Below are 15,463 nucleotides of genomic sequence, written 5' to 3'. Positions count from 1 at the left end.
AAACACCTCAGCGGGCGATGATCAGCGGATGCCCACGCTCCGGGTGCGGTTGCACCAATACTTCCAGCCCGAACACAGCCTTGAGCGGCTCCGGGCGCAATACCTGCTCCGGCGTGTCCAGCACCACAGGACGCCCACCTTCGAGCAGTAACAAGCGATCACAATAACGCGCCGCCAGGTTCAGATCATGCAGGATCACCAGCACCGCCGCACCGCGATCGGCAAATTCACGCACCGCTTGCAGAGTGGTGTGCTGATGCAGCGGGTCGAGCATCGACGTCGGCTCATCGAGCAACAACGTCTGCCCCGCCTCGCCCGGCCAAAGCTGCGCCAACACCCGCGCCAAATGCACCCGCTGACGTTCGCCACCGGACAACGCCAGATAACTGCGACCGCTCAAGTGCCCCGCATCGGCCACCTGCAGCGCGGCGGCGACAATCTCCTCATCCCGGACCCGACCGCTTTGATAAGGCAGACGGCCCATGCCGACCACTTCTTCGACGCGAAAGGCAAAGTCCAGGGTCGACACTTGCGGCAACACCGCCAAACGCTGGGCTCGCTGCGCTCCGCTCCAATGGCTCAGCTCACGCTCATCGAGCCAGACGCTGCCATGGTCCGCAGGCAATTCTCCGCACAGGGCACCGAGCAACGTGCTTTTGCCGGCGCCATTCGGCCCCAACACGCCGAGCACTTCGCTCGGTTTAAGCTCAAGGGTGATATCCGTCAGGACAACTTTTCGACCGCGGCGGATTTGCAGGTTCTGCGCTCGCAACATCAGGCACGCCCTCTGAGCAATAAATACAGAAAGAACGGCGCGCCGATGAGGGCCGTGACAATCCCGATCGGCAACTCAGCCGGCGCCAGCGCCAGCCGCGCCACCAGATCAGCAAACAACAGGAGACTGGCCCCCGCCAACACCGACGCCGGCAACAACACCCGATGATCGGGGCCGACCAGCAGCCGCACCAGATGCGGCACCACCAGGCCGACAAACCCGATCATCCCCGCCGCAGCTACCGCCGCGCCGACACCCAACGCCGTGCAGAACACCAATTCGCGCTTGAGTCCTTCGACGTCGATACCCAGGTGGCCGGCCTCCGACTCCCCCAGCAACAATGCGTTCAAGGCCTTGGCCCGACGCGGCAACCACAGTGCCACGCCGGTGCTCACCAGCAATAACGGCCAGAGTCGCGCATAACTGGCGCCGTTAAGGCTGCCCAGGTTCCAGAACGTCAGGGTGCGCAGGGTCGCGTCATCCGCCAGATAAGTGAAGAGCCCGACCGCCGAACCAGCCAGGGCAGTCAATGCAATACCGGCCAGCAGCATGGTCGCGACGTTGGTCTGGCCATTGCGTCGCCCCAGTCGATAGACCAACGCCGTCACCCCCAACCCGCCGAGAAACGCGCACACCGACAACAGATATGGCCCGAAGGATTCAGGCAATCCACCGAATACCGAGCCGCCGACAATCGCGATAGCCGCGCCCAATGCCGCGCCGCTCGACACCCCTACCAGGCCTGGATCGGCCAGAGGATTGCGAAACAAGCCCTGCATCGCCACGCCGGACAGCGCCAGAACCCCGCCCACCGCCAAACCGAGCAAGGTTCGCGGCAGGCGGATTTGCCCGAGGATCAGTTCGGCCTGCTCCAACCCGTCGGGTGCAATGGGCAAACCGATCAACCGCAGCGCCGCCCGTAGCGTATCGAACAACGGCAAGCTCACCGGCCCCAACGCCAGCGACAGCCAGATCGCCAGCAAACACAACAGGCTCAAGCCAATGAACAACGCACGAGGTTTAATCAGAAGGGTCATTGGCCAGTCGTACCGGGATCGAACAGGTGCATAAACAGCCTCCTTTAAAGGTTTCCCAGGCATAGTTATGACAGGCCAAGTATTCTCGGCATCCGGTAATCGCCCTGCGGGCGAGCCGTCATTTGATAATTGCGTGCATTTGAACGTCAAGCTCGGACATACCGGGTCACGAGCCGCAGGACTTGAGGATAGACATGAAGCTTCTTTGCACAGGCGCCGAATTGGCTGACGCCAGCAGTCGCGGTTTCGACGTCGACGGTCAGAAGCTCTTGGCCGTACGCCGGGGCGGTCGGGTGTATGTCTATGAAAATCGCTGCCCGCACCGGGGCGTCGGGCTGGAATGGCAGCCCGACCAGTTTCTCGACCCCAGCAACAGCTTGATCCAGTGTGCGACCCACGGCGCACTGTTTCTGGTCGAGGACGGTGAATGCGTCGCCGGCCCCTGCGCCGGAAAATCCCTGACCAGCATCCCCTGCCACGAAGATGAACAAGGAATCTGGGTCACGCTCTAACCGTTCAACAGCACATCCAGTCGCCGATCGACCACCATCTCTTCATGAGTCAAGCGCACGCCATACGCCAGCACTTCGACTCCACACGCCACTGCCTCACGCAACGCAGCTGCGTAGGCCGAATCGATTTCTTCGGCAGGACGCACCGCGTCGATCCCTGTCAGGTTCACGCAATACAACTGCACTGCCCGAATCCCGTCCCTGGCCAAATGCGCCAGTTCGCGCAAATGCTTGGCCCCACGCTGGGTCACCGCGTCAGGAAATGCCGCCACCGCCGAGCCATCAAAGCCCAGGGTGACGCTTTTGACTTCCACATAAGCCGGCCCGCCCGGGTAATCGAGACGAAAATCGATGCGGCTGTTTTCCTGACCATAGGCCACTTCGCGCTTCAGTTCGGTAAAGCCGTTCAACTCGGTGATGACGCCAGCCTGCAACGCTTCCTCGATCAAGCCGTTGGCGCGCCCGGTGTTCACACAAAACAGCCGTCCCTGTGGGGTTTCGCCAACTTCCCAAGTGCCGGGCAACTTGCGCTTGGGGTCGGTGGAGCGGCTGAACCAGACTTGCCCGCCCTCGACCTGGCAATTAAGCATCGAGCCAGTGTTCGGGCAGTGAATGGTCAGCAACTCGCCGCCAACGGTTTCGATATCGGCAAGAAAACGCTTGTAACGACGAATCAAGCGCCCCTCTTCAAGGGGAGGATGAAAACGCATCAGCCTTGCCAGCTCTTCAAACCGCGGGCGATCCGCTCGACTGCTTCTTGCAAGCGCGGAAGGCTTTGGGTGTAGGCAAACCGCACATGATGCCCGGCCTGATGACGCCCGAAGTCCAGGCCCGGAGTAATTGCAACATGCTCGGTTTCGAGAAAGTGCCGACAGAACGCGAAGGCATCGCCGCCGAACTTGCTGATATCGGCGTACAAATAGAACGCGCCTTCCGGTTCTACGGCGATACCGAAACCCAATTCCCGCAGGGCTGGCAGGAGGAAGTCACGACGTCGACCGAACTCGGCGCGGCGCTCCTCGAAAATGCTGATGGTAGCGGGTTCGAAGCAGGCCAATGCCGCGTGCTGGGCCATGCTCGGTGCGCTGATGTAGAGGTTCTGGGCGAGCTTCTCCAATTCACCGACCGCCGCTTCAGGTGCGACCAGCCAACCAAGGCGCCAGCCGGTCATGCCGAAATACTTGGAAAAACTATTGAGGACGAACGCGCTGTCATCGACTTCCAGCACGCTGGCGGCGTCCGTGCCGTAAGTCAGGCCGTGGTAAATCTCGTCGACCACCAAATGACCGTGGCGGGCCTTGATCGCCGCGGACAGCCCGGCCAGCTCATCACGGGTCAGGATGGTCCCGGTGGGGTTGGCCGGCGATGCCACCAGGGCGCCGACGCTGTCGTGATCCCAGTGACGCGCGACCAGGTCCGGGGTCAGTTGATAACGCACGTCCGGGCCGACCGGCACCAGCTGCGCCGCACCTTCCACCAGGCGCAGGAAGTGCCGGTTGCACGGGTAACCCGGGTCGGCCAGCAGCCAGTGTTTGCCTGGGTCCACCAGCAAGGCACTGGCCAACAGCAACGCACCTGAGCCGCCAGGCGTGATCAGAATGCGCTGCGGATCGATGTTCAGCCCGTAGCGCTGCTGATAAAAGCCCGAAATGGCCTCACGCAGCTCGGGAATGCCGCGAGCGGCGGTGTAACGGGTCTTCCCCGCCGTCAGCGCGGCCTGGCCAGCCTGGATGATCGGCTCGGCGGTGGTGAAGTCCGGCTCGCCGATTTCCAGGTGAATCACGTCGTGGCCAGCCGCTTGCAGCTCGTTGGCCCGCGCCAGCAGGGCCATAACGTGGAACGGTTCGATAGCGCGACTGCGCGCACTGTAGGACAGAGCCATTAGCCTTCCTTACAACGGGGAAAAGAATTGATTCTACCCAAGCGCAGGAACGAGCGAGAGTCTAAAGCGGTCAGAGCCCATATAATGCTGGTCTCAATCGATTCAAGCGTATGTCTCAGGTTTGGCTAAAATCAATAATTGATCAGGTCTCCTTAGCCACCAGACGAAGCTTTGCAATCTTTTGCAAGCACCACGGGCCGCGGGCTCGACATCCGGGAGTAGCGCGGTCCGATTTGATCTGGTAAGTTCGCCCGCTTGCAGCCGCAGGGCCGGCAGGTGTCGGTGATGGAGCAATCCTGCGCAATGGATTACAAGAGTAGAGGCGGTCCATTTCATGCCCACCCAAGCAAAGCAGCAAAATCAGTCGATCAGCGGCTTCGAACCCTACAAAGAAGTGAAGGGCGAAGAGTACATGGGCAAACCCATGCGTGCTCACTTCACCAAGATCCTGAACAAGTGGAAACAGGACTTGATGCAGGAAGTCGACCGTACCGTTGATCACATGAAAGACGAAGCGGCCAACTTCCCTGACCCGGCAGACCGTGCCAGCCAGGAAGAGGAATTCAGCCTCGAATTGCGCGCCCGCGACCGTGAGCGCAAGCTGATCAAGAAAATCGACAAGACCCTGCAACTGATCGAAGACGAAGAATACGGTTGGTGCGAGTCCTGCGGCGTCGAAATCGGCGTCAAGCGACTGGAAGCCCGTCCTACCGCCGACATGTGCGTTGACTGCAAGACCCTGGCGGAAATCAAGGAAAAGCAAGTCGGCAAGTAATCTCGACTTGAACGAAAGACGGAGCGTGCGAACGCTCCGTTTTTGTTTCTGATATTTACTGATATTTGTTGCGACCTCAAAATCGCCGAGGGCTGCTTCAAGCCGAGCTCAAAACGATTGGACAGCCTAACCTCCCCTTTATGACCGCCATCGCCTCTTCCCCCTACATCGGGCGCTTCGCCCCCACACCCAGCGGGCATCTGCACTTCGGTTCGCTGGTTGCAGCGCTGGCCTCCTACCTCGACGCCCGTTCGGTCGGCGGGCGCTGGCTGGTACGCATGGAGGATCTAGATCCGCCACGCGAGGAGCCCGGCGCTCAGGCGGCGATTCTCAAGGCGCTGGAAAGCTACGGTTTCGAGTGGGATGGCGAGATGGTCCGACAGAGTGACCGGCACGCGGCCTACGCCGAAGTCCTCAATCGCCTGTTCAGCCAGGGCCTGGCCTACGCATGCACCTGCTCGCGCAAGCAATTGGAGCCGTATCACGGCATCTATCCCGGGTTCTGCCGCAACGCGGGGCACGGCACTGAGAATGCGGCGATCCGCGTGCGTGTACCGGAGCTGGAATACCACTTCATCGACCGGGTGCAGGGCGAATTCCGTCAACACCTGGGCCGCGAGGTGGGTGACTTCGTGATTCGTCGCCGTGACGGGCTCTACGCCTATCAATTGGCGGTGGTGCTAGACGATGCCTGGCAAGGCTTCACTGATATCGTGCGCGGCGCCGACCTGCTGGACTCCACGCCACGCCAGCTCTATCTGCAAGAACTGCTCGGCCTGCCGCAACCGCGCTACCTGCACATCCCGTTGATTACCCAGCCGGACGGCCACAAACTCGGAAAATCCTATCGCTCGCCGCCGCTGACCGAAGATCAGGCTACGCCGCTGTTGCTGCGCGCATTGCGGGCGCTGGGGCACACTCCCGTTATCGAACTCAATGACGCTACGCCACGGGAAGTGCTGAATTGGGGCATTGCCCACTGGGATGCGTCGCTGATCCCGCGCACACTGACGCTGCCTGAAGCGCAACTGCAGTGATGCCACTTGCAGTGGCGCACCCATCCGTTACCATCGCCGCACGTTTTCGGGCACGCGCATAAGAGAGAGAGGCCGGGATGTACATCTATCGCTTGGTCCTGCTCCTGGTAGTGGGGATTTATCTGTTCTCCCCGGCCATCATGGATTGGTGGATCGACGCCACTGGCGCCTGGTATCGCCCTTATTTGCTCTGGCTGATTCTGATCGTCGTGACCTTCATCCTGCAGAGCCAAAAAGATGCCGATGAGCTTTAGCCTGACCCAGATGATCCTGATCAGCGCCGCGTACCTGGCGGTGCTGTTCGGTGTAGCCTGGATCAGTGAACGGGGCATGATCCCCCGGGCGATCATTCGCCATCCGCTGACCTACACCCTGTCGCTGGGCGTTTATGCCAGTGCCTGGGCGTTTTACGGCACGGTGGGCCTGGCTTATCAGTACGGCTACGGTTTTCTGTCCAGCTACCTTGGGGTTTCCGGGGCGTTTTTGCTGGCGCCGGTGCTTTTGTACCCGATCCTGAAAATCACCCGCACTTACCAACTCTCATCGCTGGCCGACCTGTTCGCGTTCCGCTTCCGCAGTACCTGGGCCGGTGCGCTGACGACGATTTTCATGCTGATCGGTGTGCTGCCGTTGCTGGCGTTGCAGATTCAGGCGGTGGCCGACTCCATCGGCATCCTCACCCGCGAGCCGGTGCAACATCGCGTGGCCCTGAGTTTCTGCGCGCTGATTACGCTGTTCACGATTTTCTTCGGCTCGCGTCACATCGCCACCCGTGAGAAACATGAAGGCCTGGTGTTCGCAATCGCCTTCGAGTCGGTGATCAAGCTGATCGCGATTGGTGGCGTCGGCCTGTATGCACTGTATGGCGTGTTCGATGGCCCGCAACAGCTGGAACTGTGGCTGCTGCAAAACCAGACCGCCCTCGCCGCCCTGCACACGCCACTGCAGGAAGGTCCATGGCGCACGCTGCTGCTGGTGTTCTTCGCCTCGGCGATCGTCATGCCGCACATGTACCACATGACCTTTACCGAAAACCTCAACCCGCGCTCGCTGGTCAGCGCGAGCTGGGGCTTGCCGCTGTTCCTGCTGCTGATGAGCCTGGCAGTGCCGTTGATTCTCTGGGCCGGGTTGAAACTCGGTGCCACCACCAATCCGGAATATTTCACCTTGGGCATCGGCATCGCCGCCAATAGCAAAGCCCTGGCGCTGTTGGCGTATGTCGGTGGATTGTCGGCGGCCAGCGGGCTGATCATCGTTACTACGCTGGCGCTGTCCGGGATGGCACTGAACCACTTGGTACTACCGCTCTATCAGCCGCCGGCCGAGGGCAATATCTACCGCTGGCTGAAATGGACCCGCCGGGCGCTGATCGTCGCGATCATCATGGCCGGCTACGGTTTTTACCTGATGCTGGGCGCGGAACAGGACCTGGCCAACCTCGGCATCGTCGCCTTCGTCGCCACGTTGCAGTTCCTGCCGGGAGTGTTGTCGGTGCTGTACTGGCCGACCGCCAACCGTCGCGGCTTCATCGCAGGCCTCCTCGCGGGGATTCTGGTGTGGTTGGTGACCATGCTGTTGCCGCTGGTCGGCAATCTGCAAGGCTTCTACATTCCGTTGCTGAACATGATTTACGTGCTGGACGACACCAGCTGGCACATGGCGGCAATTGCCTCGCTGGCCGCCAACGTGCTGATGTTCACCCTGATCTCACTGTTCACCAACGCCAGCCCCGAAGAGGCCAGCGCCGCCGAAGCCTGCGCGGTGGACAATGTTCGCCGCCCGCAACGCCGCGAACTGCATGCCGCCTCGCCTCAGGAATTCGCCACGCAACTGGCCAAACCGCTGGGTGCCAAGGCCGCGCAGAAAGAAGTCGAACAAGCGCTGCGTGACCTTTATCTGCCGTTCGACGAACGCCGGCCTTACGCCTTGCGTCGTTTGCGTGACCGTATCGAAGCCAACCTCTCCGGCCTGATGGGCCCGAGCGTGGCGCAGGACATGGTCGAAACCTTCCTGCCCTATAAGGCCGGCGGCGAAAACTACGTCACCGAAGACATCCATTTCATCGAAAGTCGCCTCGAGGACTACCACTCGCGCCTCACCGGCCTTGCCGCCGAACTCGATGCCCTGCGCCGCTACCACCGCCAAACCCTGCAGGAACTGCCGATGGGCGTGTGTTCGCTGGCCAAGGATCAGGAAATCCTCATGTGGAACAAAGCCATGGAGGAGCTGACCGGGATTGCCGCGCAGCGCGTGGTCGGTTCGCGCCTGAGTACCATTGCCGATCCATGGAAAGAGCTGCTGCAAGGCTTCATCAATCTGCCGGACGAACACTTGCACAAGCAGCACCTGGCCCTCGATGGCCAGACCCGCTGGCTGAACCTGCACAAAGCGGCGATCGACGAGCCGCTGGCACCGGGTAACAGCGGCCTGGTGCTGCTGGTGGAAGACCTGACCGAAACCCAGATGCTCGAAGACAAACTGGTGCACTCCGAGCGCCTGGCCAGCATTGGCCGACTGGCGGCCGGCGTGGCCCATGAAATCGGCAATCCGATCACCGGCATTGCCTGTCTCGCGCAAAACCTGCGCGAAGAACGTGAAGAAGATGCCGAACTCACGGAAATCAGCGGGCAGATCCTCGAGCAGACCAAACGCGTGTCACGCATCGTTCAGTCGCTGATGAGCTTTGCCCACGCGGGCGGTCATCAGCACAGCGACGAGCCCGTTTGTCTGGCGGAAGTGGCCCAGGATGCCATCGGCCTGCTGGCCTTGAACCGGCGCAATTTCGAAGTACAGTTCTACAACCTGTGCGACCCCGATCACTGGGTCGAAGGCGACCCGCAGCGGCTCGCCCAGGTATTGATCAATCTGCTCTCAAACGCCCGTGACGCCTCGCCTCCGGGCAGTGCGGTGCGCGTCAAGAGCGAAGCCGGCGAACACACGGTCGATCTGATCGTCGAAGACGAAGGCAGTGGTATTCCCTCGAGCATCATGGACCGACTGTTCGAACCTTTCTTCACCACCAAGGATCCTGGCGAAGGCACCGGTCTGGGCCTTGCACTGGTCTATTCCATCGTTGAAGAGCATTATGGACAAATCACCATCGACAGCCCGGCTGATGTTCAAAGCCAACGCGGCACCCGTATCCGGGTGACCTTACCGCGTCATGTCGAAGCGACGTCCGCTGTGAACTGAGACCGTCGAGAGTATCGAATCAATGCCGCACATTTTGATCGTCGAAGACGAAACAATTATCCGCTCCGCCTTGCGCCGTCTGCTGGAACGTAACCAGTACCAGGTCAGCGAAGCCGGATCCGTGCAGGAAGCACAAGAGCGTTTCAGCATTCCCACGTTTGACCTGATCGTCAGTGACCTGCGCCTGCCGGGCGCGCCGGGTACCGAGTTGATCAAACTCGGCCAGGGCACTCCGGTGCTGATCATGACCAGTTACGCCAGCCTGCGTTCGGCCGTCGACTCCATGAAAATGGGCGCGGTGGACTACATCGCCAAGCCTTTCGATCACGACGAGATGCTCCAGGCCGTCGCGCGAATCCTGCGTGACCGGCAATCGGCGCAAGCCAGCGGTGAGCCGGTCGTCGGCAAAGCGTCCAATGGCGCCGCAGCAAAAAGCGGTGTCGACAACAGCAATGGCGAAATCGGCATCATCGGTTCTTGCCCGCCGATGCAGGACCTGTACAGCAAAATCCGTAAAGTCGCGCCGACCGATTCCAATGTCCTGATCCAGGGCGAATCCGGTACCGGTAAAGAACTGGTAGCACGTGCCCTGCACAACCTGTCCAAACGCGCCAAGGCACCGATGATTTCGGTGAACTGCGCAGCCATTCCGGAAAGCCTGATCGAGTCTGAACTGTTCGGCCACGAAAAAGGCGCGTTTACCGGCGCCAGCGCCGGGCGTGCCGGGTTGGTGGAAGCGGCTGACGGCGGCACCTTGTTCCTCGATGAAATCGGTGAACTGCCACTGGAAGCCCAGGCCCGCCTGTTGCGCGTATTGCAGGAAGGTGAAATCCGCCGGGTTGGCTCGGTCCAGTCGCAGAAGGTCGATGTACGCCTGATCGCCGCGACCCACCGGGACCTCAAGAGCCTGGCGAAGATCGGCCAGTTCCGTGAAGACTTGTATTACCGCCTCCACGTGATCGCCCTGAAACTGCCGGCCCTGCGCGAGCGCGGTGCGGACGTCAATGAAATTGCCAATGCCTTCCTGGCGCGGCAGAGCGCGCGGGTCAACCGCACCGATCTGAAATTCGCCCTGGATGCCGAGCAAGCAATTCGGCATTACTCCTGGCCGGGTAACGTTCGCGAACTGGAAAACGCGGTCGAGCGCGCGGTGATTCTGTGCGAGAGCCCGGAGATTTCCGCCGAGCTGCTGGGCATCGACATCGAACTCAGCGATCTGGAAGACGACGATTTCATAGGCCTCGCGCCCCAGCAGGGCAACAGCGCCGGTAACACCAGCCACGAACCGACCGAAGATCTGTCCCTGGAAGACTACTTCCAGCACTTCGTGCTCGAGCATCAGGATCACATGACCGAAACCGAACTGGCCCGCAAACTCGGGGTCAGTCGCAAATGCTTGTGGGAACGCCGTCAGCGCCTGGGCATCCCGCGGCGCAAGACCGGGGTGGCCAGCGAGAGCTGAACCGCGCCTGTCAGATGCGCGGGTAACACGTGACATTGTGGAAAAACTGTTACCTCAGCTTTTTCACGTAACAGAAGCCGGGGCTTACGGTAACGAAGCCCCGGTTTTTTTTGACCTCGAAAAGCCTCATTAGCCCGCCTAACCCCTTGTTTTATTGGACTTCACAAAAGTTGGCACGCACCCTGCTATATGTTCAGTACAAGAACAATAACAAGTAATGCACAAGACAATAAAAATAAGACGAATCGACTCACGCACAATAAAAACAAGACGGCGAGAGGCGTAGCTAACTGATTCTTTTGGAGAGGCGTTGCATTTGGGGCTTGCCCCGCAACCAGGCCGAGAACAATAAAAAACTGTCCCGAGACAGTGCCTGAACTGGTTGGATCACACGATCATAGCAACACAGCGACCAAAGCAATCCGTTTGCTCTTGGCTCCCGATTGGGAGGGTCATGAAGGAAAACTTCATGGCGAGGGCGCTCAACAAAAACAAGAAGCCCGAAACCAATAATAAAAATAGAGCACGCAACTACTTCTGGGGGAGCTTCGGCTCCCCTTGTGGTTTCTGGCGTTTGGCATTCTCACTACTACAAAAACCGCCCCTCAAGACATCTCCCTTCAAGCGCTTGCGCAGCTTCCTACACCATCCCCCGACTAAATGCTAGAATCCCGGCCCATCATGCGGTCATTCTTCGTTATGGCCGAACATTCCTTCAAACAGTGCATCCCATGCTGAAGAAGCTGTTCCAGTCATTCCGTTCTCCCCTGCGTCGTACGCAACACATCCGCAGCACGCCTGAAGTGCTCAATAGCGGCCAACATTCGCTGCAAAAGGCGCAATTCAGCCGTTACGCGGTCAACATCGTCGAACGCTTGCAGAACGCCGGTTACCAGGCTTACCTGGTCGGCGGGTGTGTGCGTGACATGCTGCTCGGCATCACGCCGAAAGATTTCGACGTCGCCACCAGTGCCACCCCTGAACAGGTACGGGCCGAATTCCGCAACGCGCGGATCATCGGTCGTCGCTTCAAACTGGTGCATATCCACTTTGGCCGCGAAATCATCGAAGTCGCGACCTTCCGCGCCAATCACCCGCAAAATGACGAGGAAGAAGACAGCAACCAGTCTTCCCGTAACGAAAGCGGGCGCATCTTGCGCGATAACGTCTACGGCACGCTGGAAGAAGACGCGCAACGCCGCGACTTCACCATCAACGCCCTGTATTACGATCCTGTCAGCGAACGCATTCTCGACTACGCCAATGGCGTACACGACATCCGCAATCACTTGATCCGCCTGATCGGCGATCCGAAGCAGCGCTACCAGGAAGACCCGGTGCGGATGCTGCGGGCCGTGCGTTTCGCCGCCAAGCTGAATTTCGGCATAGAGAAGCACAGCGCCCTACCGATCCGCGATCTGGCACCGATGCTGCGCGAGATCCCGTCAGCCCGTCTGTTTGAAGAAGTGCTCAAGCTGTTCCTCTCCGGCCACGCTGCGGACACCTTCGAGATGCTGGTCGACCTGCAGCTGTTCGATCCGCTGTTCCCGGCCAGTGCCGAGGCGCTGGAATACAACCCGACGTACACCCACACGCTGATCAGTGAAGCACTGATCAACACGGACTTGCGGATCAAGCAGAACAAACCGGTTACCCCGGCGTTCCTGTTCGCCGCCCTGCTCTGGCCTGCCCTGCCGGCCCGCGTGTTGCGCCTGCAAGAACGTGGCATGCCGCCGATTCCGGCGATGCAGGAAGCAGCGCACGAGTTGATTGCCGAACAGTGCCAGCGTATTGCGATTCCGAAACGCTTCACCATGCCGATCCGCGAGATCTGGGACATGCAAGAGCGCCTGCCGCGCCGCAGCGGCAAGCGGGCCGACCTGTTGCTGGACAACCCGCGGTTCCGTGCCGGTTACGACTTCCTGCTGCTGCGTGAAAGCGCCGGCGAACAGACGGACGGCCTGGGCGAATGGTGGACCGACTATCAGGACGCCAACGACAGCGAACGTCGGGACATGATCCGCGAACTCAGCGGCAAGGACGACGGCAGCGGTGCTCCGCGCAAACGTCGCCGCAGTGGCGGTGCCAAGCGCAAACGCGCTGCCGGCGCTTCGAGCACGACAGGCGAATAAGCCATGGAACGCATCTACATCGGCATGGGCAGCAATCTGGCTGACCCCGCCGAACAGTTGCGCAGCGCTGTCGAGGCCTTGGCGCGATTGCCGCAGACCGAACTGGTCGGGGTTTCCGGGTTTTATCAAAGCGACTCGCTGCTGCCCGGCCAACCGCGTTATACCAACGCGGTGGCGGTCCTCGACAGCAGCCTCGCGCCGCTGGAGCTGCTCGATGCCCTGCAAGCCATCGAGAACGGACAAGGCCGCCAACGTCTTGAACGCTGGGGCCCGCGCACGCTGGATCTGGACATCGTGCTGTTCGGTGATCGACTGATCGACGAACCCCGCCTCAAAGTCCCTCACTATCACCTGCAGGAACGAGCCTTTGTGCTCTATCCGCTGGCCGAACTGGCACCGGCGGACTTGCGCCTGGCCGATGGCCGCACCCTCGCGGAATTACTCGCTGCCTGCCCGTTCGTCGGCCTGGAACGCCTGCCGCCGATTTAACGCTAATCCCTTGTGGGAGCGGGCTTGCTCGCGAAGACGGCTTATCATTCGACATTGATGTTGACTGACACTCCGCTTTCGCGAGCAAGCCCGCTCCCACATTGGTTTTGTGGCCGGTGCCAGATCTCGCCTCACAAATACCTGCTGAATCGCATCAGTAACGTCGGTAACACCCCACACGTAACAATGCGGTAACACATGCAATTGACTTCCCGGGTTCTCCTCACGACTATAGGCGTCCCGCTGCCGCCAACGCGGCGCTAAAGGGCGCAGTCCAGGCCTTACAAGCACCACGAAAGAGGGTGCGCCTGTATAAATGACGAATCACGCGCGTTACTCGCAGTAGTTTTCATAGCGCCTGTAATGAGGATTTTTTTCATGCCAGCCATCACCCTGACCACGCTCCAGAGCCTCAAGCAGACAGGTGAAAAGATCACCATGCTGACCTGCTATGACGCGACCTTCGCCCACGCCTGCAATGAGGCCGGGGTTGAAGTGCTGCTGGTGGGCGACTCCCTCGGCATGGTCTTGCAAGGTCACGACAGCACCCTGCCGGTGACCACTGCAGAAATGGCCTACCACGTGGCAGCCGTCAAACGCGGCAACACCGATGCCCTGATCCTCGCCGACCTGCCCTTCATGGCCTACGCCACCCTCGATCAAACCATGACCAACAGCGCCCTGTTGATGCAGGCCGGTGCGCACATGGTCAAGGTTGAAGGGGCATTGTGGCTCGCGGACTCGATCCGTCTGCTGGCCGAACGCGGCATCCCGGTGTGCGCGCACATGGGGCTGACACCGCAATCGGTCAACATCCTCGGCGGCTATAAAGTCCAGGGCCGCAACGAGAACCAGGCGCGGCAGATGCGTGCCGACGCGATTTCCCTGGAACAGGCCGGCGCGGCCATGCTGCTGCTCGAATGCGTGCCGAGCGAGTTGGCCGAAGAAATCAGCCAGGCGGTGAAGATCCCGGTGATCGGCATCGGCGCCGGCAGTGGCACCGACGGTCAGGTCCTGGTTCTGCACGACATGCTGGGCTTGTCCATGACCGGCCGCGTGCCAAAGTTCGTGAAGAACTTCATGGCCGACCAAACCAGCATTCAAGCAGCCTTGAGCGCTTACGTCACTGAAGTCAAAGCGGCGACTTTCCCTGGCCTCGAACACGGATTCTCTGCATGAACACCGTAAAAACCGTACGCGAACTGCGGGCCGCCGTGGCCCGCGCCCGTAGCGAAGGCAAGCGCATCGGCTTTGTGCCGACCATGGGCAACCTGCACAGCGGGCATATCGCGCTGATTACCAAAGCCACCCAACGGGTGGATTTCGTGGTCGCGAGTATTTTCGTCAACCCGCTGCAATTCGGCGCCGGCGAAGACCTCGACAAATACCCGCGGACCCTGGCCGCCGATCAGGAGAAACTGCTCCAGGCCGGTTGCCATCTGCTGTTTGCCCCAACCGTCGAAGAAATGTACCCCGACGGCATGGCCGGCCAGACCCGCGTCAGCGTTCCGCAACTGTCTGAAGGCCTGTGCGGTGCCAGCCGTCCGGGGCATTTCGAAGGGGTGGCGACGGTAGTCAGCAAACTGTTCAACATGGTCCAGCCGGACCTGGCGATCTTTGGCCAGAAAGACTTCCAGCAACTGGCGGTGATTCGCGCCCTGGTGCACGACCTGAACATGCCGATCCAGATCATCGGCGAACCGACCGTACGGGCCGCCGACGGTCTGGCGTTGTCGTCACGCAATGGTTTCCTCAGCGAAGAACAGCGGGCCATCGCACCAGAGGTCTATCGCACCCTGACCCGGATCAGCGACGCGATCAAACAGGGCGAGCGCGATTACCCGGCGCTGATCAACGAGCAGATCAAGCAACTGGAAGCCGCTGGCCTGCGTCCGGATTACCTGGAAATTCGCCATGCGCTGACCTTGCGTCCGGCAACAGCGCAAGATCGGGATCTGGTGATTCTGGTGGCGGCGTTCCTCGGCACGACGCGGTTGATCGACAACCTGCATCTGAACCTCGACACCCCCGCATAAACACTGCAAAACCCTGTGGGAGCGAACCTGTGGCGAGGGGGCTTGCCCCCGTTTGAGTGCATAGCACTCACAAGATCTTTGGTACATCAGAGATTTTGGGGCTGCTTCGCAGCCCAACGGGGCGGTGCGGCGTT

General features: G+C 60.5%; 14 protein-coding genes. 10 read left to right on the top strand and 4 right to left on the bottom strand.

Annotation, left to right across the window (positions count from 1 at the left end; all coding sequences use genetic code 11):
- Window positions 1-7: 7 nt before the first annotated feature.
- Together AC1RL4_RS27960 and AC1RL4_RS27955 are read right to left on the bottom strand one after the other, a co-directional pair.
- A complete protein-coding gene (locus AC1RL4_RS27960; RefSeq protein ID WP_028940353.1) occupies window positions 8-775 on the bottom strand; it encodes a heme ABC transporter ATP-binding protein in 768 nt (255 codons plus the stop codon).
- Window positions 775-1,758, bottom strand: coding sequence for a FecCD family ABC transporter permease (locus tag AC1RL4_RS27955; protein ID WP_172901224.1), 984 nt, complete (start codon window positions 1,756-1,758; stop codon window positions 775-777). The genes AC1RL4_RS27960 and AC1RL4_RS27955 overlap by 1 nt, the downstream gene beginning before the upstream one ends.
- A 248-nt stretch (window positions 1,759-2,006) precedes the next feature.
- Here AC1RL4_RS27955 and AC1RL4_RS27950 point away from each other — a divergent pair, with 248 nt between their 5' ends.
- On the top strand, window positions 2,007-2,324 hold the full coding sequence (locus AC1RL4_RS27950) for a Rieske (2Fe-2S) protein (RefSeq protein ID WP_230173168.1): 318 nt from the start codon (window positions 2,007-2,009) through the stop codon (window positions 2,322-2,324).
- On the opposite strand, the gene sfsA is transcribed toward AC1RL4_RS27950, so the two are convergent.
- Window positions 2,321-3,034: a DNA/RNA nuclease SfsA gene (gene sfsA, locus AC1RL4_RS27945; RefSeq protein WP_018930206.1), complete on the bottom strand. Its 714-nt coding sequence runs from the start codon at window positions 3,032-3,034 to the stop codon at window positions 2,321-2,323. The two genes, AC1RL4_RS27950 and sfsA, sit on opposite strands and share 4 nt — an antisense overlap.
- On the bottom strand, window positions 3,034-4,206 hold the full coding sequence (locus AC1RL4_RS27940) for a pyridoxal phosphate-dependent aminotransferase (RefSeq protein ID WP_018930205.1): 1,173 nt from the start codon (window positions 4,204-4,206) through the stop codon (window positions 3,034-3,036). The genes sfsA and AC1RL4_RS27940 overlap by 1 nt, the downstream gene beginning before the upstream one ends.
- Window positions 4,207-4,540: 334 nt before the next feature.
- On the opposite strand from AC1RL4_RS27940, the gene dksA reads away from it, so the two are divergent.
- The 9 genes from dksA (at window position 4,541) to panC (ending at window position 15,329) form a co-directional block, all read left to right on the top strand.
- A complete protein-coding gene (gene dksA, locus AC1RL4_RS27935) occupies window positions 4,541-4,981 on the top strand; it encodes an RNA polymerase-binding protein DksA (RefSeq protein WP_007902025.1) in 441 nt (146 codons plus the stop codon).
- Window positions 4,982-5,121: 140 nt separating this feature from the next.
- Window positions 5,122-6,018, top strand: coding sequence for a tRNA glutamyl-Q(34) synthetase GluQRS (gene gluQRS, locus AC1RL4_RS27930; protein ID WP_230173166.1), 897 nt, complete (start codon window positions 5,122-5,124; stop codon window positions 6,016-6,018).
- A 77-nt stretch (window positions 6,019-6,095) separates the two neighbouring features.
- Window positions 6,096-6,272, top strand: coding sequence for a hypothetical protein (locus AC1RL4_RS27925; RefSeq protein ID WP_003176118.1), 177 nt, complete (start codon window positions 6,096-6,098; stop codon window positions 6,270-6,272).
- The gene (locus tag AC1RL4_RS27920) at window positions 6,256-9,210 is read left to right on the top strand and encodes a sensor histidine kinase (protein WP_230173164.1); all 2,955 of its coding nucleotides are present in this window, start codon (window positions 6,256-6,258) and stop codon (window positions 9,208-9,210) included. The genes AC1RL4_RS27925 and AC1RL4_RS27920 overlap by 17 nt, the downstream gene beginning before the upstream one ends.
- Before the next feature lie 22 nt (window positions 9,211-9,232).
- Window positions 9,233-10,672 (top strand): sigma-54-dependent transcriptional regulator, encoded by a 1,440-nt coding sequence (locus AC1RL4_RS27915; RefSeq protein WP_019582860.1) that lies wholly within the window; start codon window positions 9,233-9,235, stop codon window positions 10,670-10,672.
- A 731-nt stretch (window positions 10,673-11,403) separates the two neighbouring features.
- Window positions 11,404-12,804, top strand: a complete 1,401-nt coding sequence (locus AC1RL4_RS27910) for a polynucleotide adenylyltransferase PcnB (RefSeq protein ID WP_019582861.1) — start codon at window positions 11,404-11,406, stop codon at window positions 12,802-12,804.
- 3 nt (window positions 12,805-12,807) lie between these two features.
- Window positions 12,808-13,293, top strand: a complete 486-nt coding sequence (gene folK, locus AC1RL4_RS27905) for a 2-amino-4-hydroxy-6-hydroxymethyldihydropteridine diphosphokinase (RefSeq protein WP_028940356.1) — start codon at window positions 12,808-12,810, stop codon at window positions 13,291-13,293.
- Window positions 13,294-13,671: 378 nt separating this feature from the next.
- Complete coding sequence (gene panB, locus AC1RL4_RS27900; protein ID WP_019582863.1) at window positions 13,672-14,472, top strand: 3-methyl-2-oxobutanoate hydroxymethyltransferase; 801 nt, start codon at window positions 13,672-13,674, stop codon at window positions 14,470-14,472.
- Window positions 14,469-15,329, top strand: coding sequence for a pantoate--beta-alanine ligase (gene panC, locus AC1RL4_RS27895; RefSeq protein WP_096479541.1), 861 nt, complete (start codon window positions 14,469-14,471; stop codon window positions 15,327-15,329). The genes panB and panC overlap by 4 nt, the downstream gene beginning before the upstream one ends.
- Window positions 15,330-15,463: the final 134 nt, after the last annotated feature.

It is taken from the genome of Pseudomonas sp. GW822-FHT07A10, from assembly GCF_058798795.1.
This window is presented reverse-complemented; position numbering and strand designations above follow the sequence as displayed.

What these genes read in the sequence shown, in the direction of transcription:
- gluQRS (WP_230173166.1), top strand. Translation starts at nt 5,122, where the DNA reads ATGACCGCCATCGCCTCTTCCCCCTACATCGGGCGCTTCGCCCCCACA.
- dksA (WP_007902025.1), top strand. Translation starts at nt 4,541, where the DNA reads ATGCCCACCCAAGCAAAGCAGCAAAATCAGTCGATCAGCGGCTTCGAA.
- panB (WP_019582863.1), top strand. Translation starts at nt 13,672, where the DNA reads ATGCCAGCCATCACCCTGACCACGCTCCAGAGCCTCAAGCAGACAGGT.
- AC1RL4_RS27920 (WP_230173164.1), top strand. Translation starts at nt 6,256, where the DNA reads ATGCCGATGAGCTTTAGCCTGACCCAGATGATCCTGATCAGCGCCGCG.
- sfsA (WP_018930206.1), bottom strand. Translation starts at nt 3,034, where the DNA reads ATGCGTTTTCATCCTCCCCTTGAAGAGGGGCGCTTGATTCGTCGTTAC.
- AC1RL4_RS27960 (WP_028940353.1), bottom strand. Translation starts at nt 775, where the DNA reads ATGTTGCGAGCGCAGAACCTGCAAATCCGCCGCGGTCGAAAAGTTGTC.
- AC1RL4_RS27940 (WP_018930205.1), bottom strand. Translation starts at nt 4,206, where the DNA reads ATGGCTCTGTCCTACAGTGCGCGCAGTCGCGCTATCGAACCGTTCCAC.
- folK (WP_028940356.1), top strand. Translation starts at nt 12,808, where the DNA reads ATGGAACGCATCTACATCGGCATGGGCAGCAATCTGGCTGACCCCGCC.
- AC1RL4_RS27925 (WP_003176118.1), top strand. Translation starts at nt 6,096, where the DNA reads ATGTACATCTATCGCTTGGTCCTGCTCCTGGTAGTGGGGATTTATCTG.
- AC1RL4_RS27915 (WP_019582860.1), top strand. Translation starts at nt 9,233, where the DNA reads ATGCCGCACATTTTGATCGTCGAAGACGAAACAATTATCCGCTCCGCC.
- panC (WP_096479541.1), top strand. Translation starts at nt 14,469, where the DNA reads ATGAACACCGTAAAAACCGTACGCGAACTGCGGGCCGCCGTGGCCCGC.
- AC1RL4_RS27950 (WP_230173168.1), top strand. Translation starts at nt 2,007, where the DNA reads ATGAAGCTTCTTTGCACAGGCGCCGAATTGGCTGACGCCAGCAGTCGC.
- AC1RL4_RS27910 (WP_019582861.1), top strand. Translation starts at nt 11,404, where the DNA reads ATGCTGAAGAAGCTGTTCCAGTCATTCCGTTCTCCCCTGCGTCGTACG.